Origin of the sequence: Achromobacter sp. (assembly GCF_036567245.1) — a bacterium.
Classification (GTDB): domain Bacteria; phylum Pseudomonadota; class Gammaproteobacteria; order Burkholderiales; family Burkholderiaceae_B; genus Achromobacter.
On record NZ_DATCUY010000636.1, the window covers coordinates 1 to 7,471 of the forward strand.

Genomic DNA, 7,471 nt, shown 5'->3' on the forward strand with positions numbered 1-7,471 from the left:
CGTTTCCGGCAGGCGGCGCGACGGACACCCAGATGCGCGCGCTGGCAGTCGCTGCCTCGCGCGAGCTGGGTCAGACGGTCGTGATCGCCAACCGGCCGGGCGCTGGCGGCACGCTGGGTCCGGCGGCCATGGCGCATACCGCCGCGCCGGACGGCTACACGGTGTCTGTGGTGGTGGGCACGCTGTTCCGCTATCCCTTTCTGCAGCAGGTCAACTACGACCCGCTCAAGGACTTCACCTACGTCGCCTGCATGACGGCCTACTCCTATGCCATCGTGGTGCGCGAGGATGCGCCCTGGCGCACGCTGGACGAATTGATCGCCGACGCGCGCGCCCATCCCGACAAGATCAGCTACGGCGGCACCGGCACGGGTGGATCGGGGCGCATCGCGATCGAGCGCCTGTCGCGCCTGACGAACACGCGGTTCAACTTCATCCCGTACAAGGGCGCTGCCGAGGAAACCACCGCGCTGCTGGGCGGCCACATCCAGATGGTGTCCGACGCGGGCTGGGGACCGATGATAGATACCGGCAAGGCCCGCCTGCTGGCGGTGCTGGGCGAGGCCCGCGCCAAGCGCGTGCCCGACGTACCCACGCTGACGGAACTGGGCTACCCCATCGTCACGGCCAACCCGGTCGGCATTGCCGGCCCGAAGGGCATGGATCCCGAGGTGACGCGCGTCTTGCAGCAGGCCTTTCATCGCGCATCCAGCGACCCGGAGTACAACCGCGCGCTGGAAACCGCCGACCAGCCCCACATGCTGATGGACAGCGCCGCCTACACCGACTTCGCGATCCGGCAGGTGGCGGAAGAGAAGAAGTTCGTGGCCGAGCTGGGCCTGAAGATGCAGTGACGGCTGGAAGCGCGCGCCCCGCCAGCGTCTTCAGGCGGCGGGGTGCAGCATGCAGTCGCGCAAGCGCAGCACCGAAGCACAGGAAGTATCCCGATGCGTCACCAGCGACAAGGACAGCGCGTCGTGCGCATCGGCGTCGGTCAGCGGCACGAATGCCACGTGCGGGGTGGAGTACGCCCGCGTCACGCCGGGCACCAGCGCCAATCCCAAGCCGCTGGCCACCAGGCTGATCAGCGTCTGCACCTGTATCGCCTCCTGGCTGATGCGTGGCGAGAAGCCCGCCTTGAGGCATAGCGCCTGCGCCACGCCATGCAGGCCCGGCACCTTCAGGGGCGAGTACAACACGAAGTTCTCGGCGCGGGCCCGCTGCAGGCCGACCGGCCCGCCCGCGGCCAGCGGATGACCCGCCGGCACGGCCAGGATGAGGTCGTCGCGCTCCACCACCCAGGAATCCAGCGCCGCGTCTTCCGCCAGAGGGCCACGCACCAGGCCGGCGTCGATATCGTTGGCGCGCAGCATCGCCACCAGGCCGACCGTGCTGTCCTCGCGCAAGTCCAGCTGCACGTCCGGATACTGCGCGCGGAAGGCCGGCAAATAGCGCGGCAGCAGCATGTACGTGGCCGAGCCGACGAAACCCAGCCGCAGCGTGCCCCATTCGCCCAGCGCCACGCGGCGGGCGGCCTGGCGCGCCTGGTCGGCGTGGAACAGCGCGCGGCGGGCATCCGCCATCAGCGCCTGTCCCGCAGGCGTCGGCGTCACGCCCTTGGCGCCGCGCACCAGCAGCGGCACGCCCACCGCATGTTCCAGTTTCTGGATCGAGACCGACAGCGCCGGTTGCGCAATATGCAGCGTGTCGGCGGCCCGCCGGTAGCTGCCCAACTCCGCAATGGTGACGAACTGCCGGAGCTGCCGCAAATCGATAGCCATAACGAATTCCATATCGCCCAATACCTACGCCATATTAGACGTGTATGCCGCTGGCCGATAGGATTCCCGCCATGACAGCCTCTCCCCTCTCCCGAACCAGCGCGCTGGGCGGCGTACGCATCCTGGACCTGACGTCGGTGGTGTTCGGCCCCTACGCATCGCAGATACTGGCCGACTACGGCGCCGACGTGATCAAGGTGGAATCGCCCGCGGGAGATTCCACGCGGCATACCGGGCCCGCCCAGGAACCCGGACTGGCCGCCATCTTCCTGGGCCTGAACCGCAACAAGCGCAGCATCGTCCTGGACCTGAAGCAGGCCGCGGCGCGGCAGGCGCTCTTGACGATGGCGGACCAGGCCGACGTGCTGATGCACAGCATGCGTCCAGCCAAGATGGCGGCGCTGGGACTGGACCCGGACACGCTATGCGCGCGCAATCCCCGCTTGGTCTATGCCGGCTTGTACGGTTTCGGCGCGGGCGGCGCCTATGACGGCCGGCCTGCGTATGACGACATCATCCAGGGCCTGTCGGGCCTGGCCGACCTGGTCGACCGCCAGACCGGCGCGCCGCGTTACCTGCCTACCGTGGCCGCCGACAAGACTTGCGGCCTGATCGCGGCGCACGCCATCCTGGCCGCCCTGTTCCAGCGCGAGCGCACCGGCACGGGACAACAGCTGGAGGTCCCCATGTTCGAGAGCATGGCGTCCTACGCGCTGGTCGAGCATTACTACGGCAGGCATCTGGCCGACCAGCCCGGCGAGGCGGGCTATCCGCGCGTGCTCACGCCCTGGCGCAGGCCGTGCCAGACGGCCGACGGCCATGTCTGCCTGATGCCCTACACCGACGCCCATTGGCGCGACTTCTTCATTGCGGCGGATCGCCACGATCTGGCGGAAGACGCGCGCTTTGCCGACATCGCGTCGCGCACGCGGCATATCGAAACGCTATACGAACTGCAGGCCGGCATCGTGGCCGGGCGCGCCACCGCCTACTGGCTGGCGCTATGCGAACGGTTGGAAATCCCCGCCGCGCGCATCAACCGCCTGCAGGACCTGGAGGCCGACCCGCACCTGCAAAGCGTGGACTTCTTTGCGCCGCTGGAAAGCGCCTCGGGCAGCCGCTACCGCTTTCCCCGCAACCCCGTGCGCCTGCAGCATTCCCATGTGCCGGCTGCGATGCCGCCGCGCCTGGGCGAGCACACGCTGGACGTGCTGCGCCAGGCCGGCCTGGACGACGCCCTGATCTCCGCGCTCCTGGAAACGGGCGCCGCCCGCGACACGCTTTCCTCAACCCAGACCCACCGCAAGGACCCCGCATGACCACAGACCGCAACGCCGCCGACGCCAAGCAGCTCGGCCAGGGCTATTACTGGCAGGACCTGGCCGTGGGCCAGCGCTTCCACACGTTCCGCCGCACGGTTACCGAAACCGACATCGTGAATTTCATCAGCGTGACCGGCATGCTGGAGACGATCTTCATCGACGCCACCTATGCGCATGGCGCCATCCAGGGACGCCCCGCCCCCGGCGCGCTGACCTATGGCCTGATCGAGGGTTTGATCATGCAGGGCATGGTGCAAGGCACCGGGCTGGCGCTGCTGGAAGTCCACAAGAAAATGCTGGCGCCGGTGGTCGCGGGCGACACCATCTGGGCAGAGATCGAAGTCACGAGCATACGTCCCACCTCACAGCACAACAGGGCGGTGGTCGCGTCCGTCATCGAAGTACGCAACCAGCACGGCAAGCCGGTAATGGCCTACACGGCCACGCGCATGCTGGCCGGCAGGCCCTGAACTTTCATCGGACCGCCTAGCCTCCCCGCAGAGGAAGCCGGCGTCTGGACGCAGTTCGCGTCACTAAAACAGCACAAGGAGACAAACAATGAAGAAAGCACTGCTGGCGGGCGGCCTCGCCTTCCTGGCGTTGGCAGGCGCCGCGAGCGCCCAGGCCGCCTGGCCCGAGCGCCCCATCACCATGGTGGTGCCCTTCCCGCCCGGCGGGCCGACCGACCTGGTCGCGCGGGTGCTGGCCAAGCAGCTGACGGACCAGCTGGGCCAGACCGTCCTGGTCGAAAACAAGGGCGGCGCCAACGGCAACATCGGCATGCAGTACGCGGCCGCCGCCAAGCCCGATGGCTATACCGTGCTGTACAACACGTCCTCCATCGCGCTCAGTCCCAATCTGTACCGGTCGCTAGCCTTCGACCCGGTCAAGGACTTCGCGCCGGTGTCATCCACGGCGGTGATTCCGCTGGTGCTGCTGGTGCATCCGTCCGTGCCGGCGCAAGACACCCGCGCGTTCGTCCAGTACGCGCGCGCGCATCCCGGCAAGCTGTCGTATGGTTCGGCCGGCGCCGGCAACGTCACGCACCTGGGCGCCCTTTTGCTCTTGCGTTCGCTTGAGATCGACGCGGTGCATGTGCCGTATCGCGGCAGCGCGCCGGCCATGACGGACCTGGTCGGCGGGCAGGTTCAGCTCATGACCAATACGCTGAACGATTCGCTGGGCTTCATCCGCGAAGGCAAGCTGCGCGCGCTGGCCGTGACCAGCGGCAAGCGCAGCGAGCAGTTGCCCGACGTGCCGACGGTGGCGGAAACGGTGGTGCCCGGATTCGAGATGGGCGCCTGGCAAGGCGTGGTGGTGCCGGCAGGCACGCCGGCGCCGGTCATAGACAAGCTGAATGCGGAGATCCGCCGCGCGCTGCAATCGCCCGAAATGACCAAACAGCTGAAGGCGCAGGGCGCACAGGCGCTGGGCTCCACGCCGCAGGAGTACGCGGCCTACATCAAGAGCGAAATCGCGCGTTGGGGAGTAGTGGTGAAGGAGGCCAACGTGAAGCTGGACTGAAGGCCGCCGGAGGTGGATGCAAAACGCCCGCAAGCCGCAGGCGTTTTGCTGAGACTGCGGAACCGGCTGGAAAACTCAGCGGCCGTTGGCCTTGGCCGTGATGCCGTTGGCCGCGCCCATGTCGGTATTGGGCACGTCGCGCAGCAGCACGCGCACGTCCTGGCCCGAGATGCCGATGCTGGCGCACACCGCCTGGTTCAGCGCCGCGATCAGCGCGGCCTTCTTGGCCTCGTCGCGGCCGGAGATCAGCGCCACGTCGACGCGCGCCATGGACTTGCCGATTTCACCGCCCACGATCACGTGCTCCGCCGCCACTTCCTGCAGCACGATGCGCACGCTGGGCAGCGGCGCCGCGATGCTTTCGACGACGGCGTTGGACGCGGCCTGCAATAGAGCAGCCTTCTGGGCGGCCGTGTGGCCTGCCATGATCTGGACATTCAAAATAGGCATGACGGATTCCGATGTTCCGAAAAAGGAGAAACCGGCCCAGGCGGCCGGCAAACCATCATATCCGGATCGGGGCCGTGCAAACGGCCGCACAGCCCCGATCCGGATTAGGGTTTGTCCCTGTCAGGCCGCTTGATCGCGGTGCTCGGGCTCGGGCTGCTCTTGCGCTTCAGTCGCCGCGGCAGCTTCCGCCGGCGCGGTTTCCGCCAGGGCCGGCGTCACCAGTTCCACGACCTTCTTGCGTGACAGCATGCCGATGAACTCGTCGTCCTCGCCGGTCACCGCGACTGGCTGGTCGCTGTGCACCAGTTGCGCCAGCACCTCGCCCAAACCTGCCGTGGCCGGCACCGAAGCCAGGTCCTCGACATAGCGGGAGATGTCGCGCGCGCCTTCCTCGATGGCGCGCGTGGCGGCCTCGGCGGTCAACACGCCGGCCAGCCGCTTGCCGTCCAGCACCGGTGCGTACTCGTAGTTCAGGGCGCGCATGCGATCCATGGCGTGGGCGGGACGCGAACGCATGGTCAGCGTCAGGCGCGCCGGGTTCACGGCGTGCGTGGCGTTGAGGACCTTGGTGCGGTTCACGTCCTGCAGGAAGGACTGCACGTAGTCGTTGGCCGGATTCAGCAGGATGTCTTCCGGCGTGCCTTCCTGCACCAGTTCGCCGTCCTTGAGGATGGCGATGCGGTTGCCCAGGCGCAGCGCTTCGTCCAGGTCATGGGTGATGAAGACGATGGTCTTGTTGAGCTTGGCCTGCAATTGCAGCAGCTGGTCCTGCATCTCGCGGCGGATCAGCGGATCCAGCGCCGAGAAGGCTTCGTCCATCAGCAGGATTTCGGCATCGGTGGCCAGCGCCCGGGCCAGGCCGACGCGCTGCTGCATGCCGCCCGACAACTGATGGGGATACTGGTTTTCAAAGCCCGACAGGCCCACCTGGTCCAGCCATTCGCGGGCGCGCTTTTCGCGTTCGGCGCGGCCCACGCCCTGCACGGTCAGGCCGTAGGCGGCGTTGTCCAGCACGGTGCGATGCGGGAACAAGCCGAAACGCTGGAACACCATGCTCATCTTCTTTTGGCGGAAGATTTCCAGGTCGCGCTTGTTCAGGCTGACCACATCCACGCCGTCGACCAGGATGTGGCCGGCGCTGGGTTCGATCAGGCGGTTGAAGTGGCGGATCAGGGTGGACTTGCCGGAACCCGACAGGCCCATGATGACGTAGATGCTGCCTTCTTCGATCGACAGGCTGATGTCGCGCAGGCCCAGCGTGTGGCCGCTCTCGGCCAGCAGTTGTTCCTTGCTCATGCCGCCCTGGGCGGCTTCCAGCCATTTCTTCGGATGCGGCCCGAAGACCTTGTAGATGTTCTTGACCTCGATCTTGCTCATCGCTGGCCTCCCATGCGCATGCGCTGTCCATACGATTGCGTGATCCGGTCGAACAGCACGGCCAGTACCACGATACCCAAGCCCGCCAGCAGGCCGCGGCCCACTTCCAGGCGGTTGATGCCCAGCAGCACTTCATAGCCCAGGCCGCGCGCGCCGATCATCGAGGCGATCACCACCATCGACAGCGCCATCATCGTGGTCTGGTTGATGCCGGCCATGATGTTGGGCAAGGCCAGCGGCAGCTGCACGCCGAAAAGCTGCTGGCGCGGATTGGCGCCGAAGGCGCGCGAGGCTTCCAGCACTTCGCGGTCGACCAGGCGGATGCCCAGGTCGGTCAGGCGGATCAGCGGCGGCACGGCGTAGATCACGGTGGCGATGATGGCGGGGATCTTGCCCAGGCCGAACAGCATGACCACGGGGATCAGGTACACGAAGCTGGGCATGGTCTGCATCACGTCCAGCACCGGCAGCATGATGGAACGCAGCCAGTTGATCCGCGCCATCAGCACGCCCAGCGGGATGCCGATAATCACCGACAGACCGGCCGCCATGATCATCAGCGCCAGCGTCTGCATGCCGGCGTCCCACAGGCCCAGCACGCCGATCACGCACAGCAGCGCGCCCATCGCCAGGCTCAGGCCGATGCGGCGGCTGACGCCCCAGGCGATCGCGATCGTGACCGCGACCACCGCCCACCAGGGCGAATTGCGCAGCAGCTGCTCCAGCCACACCAGGGCATGCAGCACGGGCTGGGACAGGGTCTCCAGCGTGTCGGCATAGTTGGTGACCAGGTGATCGACAAAGCCGTCGATCGCCCCCCGGACCTGCCGGGCGGGAATAATTTCAGGAAACATTCGTTCTACTCCATTCTGGCGCACTCACCGCGCGGACCGCCCGCGCCTGGCCCGGGATCGGGAATGCGGCGCAAGCTTGCGGCTTCCAGCTAGAAAACGGCCGGCCATCCCGGCAGCGCCAGCGCATCTCGGTCCGGGCGCGAACGCCCGGCCGGCGGCCGTC

The 7,471-nt window shown here is 67.3% G+C and carries 8 protein-coding genes; 4 read left to right on the top strand and 4 right to left on the bottom strand.

Annotation, left to right across the window (positions count from 1 at the left end; all coding sequences use genetic code 11):
• Nucleotides 1-854, top strand: an 854-nt coding sequence (locus tag VIR09_RS26965) for a tripartite tricarboxylate transporter substrate binding protein (protein WP_332015652.1), incomplete at its 5' end; no start/stop codon positions are given.
• 30 nt (nt 855-884) lie between these two features.
• Here VIR09_RS26965 and VIR09_RS26970 read toward each other — a convergent pair.
• Nucleotides 885-1,781 (bottom strand): LysR family transcriptional regulator, encoded by an 897-nt coding sequence (locus VIR09_RS26970; protein ID WP_332015653.1) that lies wholly within the window; start codon nt 1,779-1,781, stop codon nt 885-887.
• 71 nt (nt 1,782-1,852) lie between these two features.
• Here VIR09_RS26970 and VIR09_RS26975 point away from each other — a divergent pair, with 71 nt between their 5' ends.
• From VIR09_RS26975 to VIR09_RS26985, 3 genes are all read left to right on the top strand, one after another.
• The gene (locus tag VIR09_RS26975; RefSeq protein WP_332015654.1) at nt 1,853-3,100 is read left to right on the top strand and encodes a CoA transferase; all 1,248 of its coding nucleotides are present in this window, start codon (nt 1,853-1,855) and stop codon (nt 3,098-3,100) included.
• Nucleotides 3,097-3,573, top strand: a complete 477-nt coding sequence (locus VIR09_RS26980) for a MaoC family dehydratase (protein WP_332015655.1) — start codon at nt 3,097-3,099, stop codon at nt 3,571-3,573. Before VIR09_RS26975 ends, VIR09_RS26980 begins: the two co-directional genes overlap by 4 nt.
• Nucleotides 3,574-3,661: 88 nt before the next feature.
• Nucleotides 3,662-4,627, top strand: coding sequence for a tripartite tricarboxylate transporter substrate binding protein (locus VIR09_RS26985; RefSeq protein WP_332015656.1), 966 nt, complete (start codon nt 3,662-3,664; stop codon nt 4,625-4,627).
• Between the two features lie 75 nt (nt 4,628-4,702).
• On the opposite strand, the gene VIR09_RS26990 is transcribed toward VIR09_RS26985, so the two are convergent.
• The 3 genes from VIR09_RS26990 to VIR09_RS27000 form a co-directional block, all read right to left on the bottom strand.
• Nucleotides 4,703-5,077: a tautomerase family protein gene (locus VIR09_RS26990; RefSeq protein ID WP_332015657.1), complete on the bottom strand. Its 375-nt coding sequence runs from the start codon at nt 5,075-5,077 to the stop codon at nt 4,703-4,705.
• Nucleotides 5,078-5,197: 120 nt separating this feature from the next.
• Complete coding sequence (locus tag VIR09_RS26995; RefSeq protein WP_332015658.1) at nt 5,198-6,454, bottom strand: glycine betaine/L-proline ABC transporter ATP-binding protein; 1,257 nt, start codon at nt 6,452-6,454, stop codon at nt 5,198-5,200.
• A complete protein-coding gene (locus VIR09_RS27000) occupies nt 6,451-7,308 on the bottom strand; it encodes a proline/glycine betaine ABC transporter permease (RefSeq protein WP_332015659.1) in 858 nt (285 codons plus the stop codon). Before VIR09_RS27000 ends, VIR09_RS26995 begins: the two co-directional genes overlap by 4 nt.
• Nucleotides 7,309-7,471 lie beyond the last annotated feature (163 nt).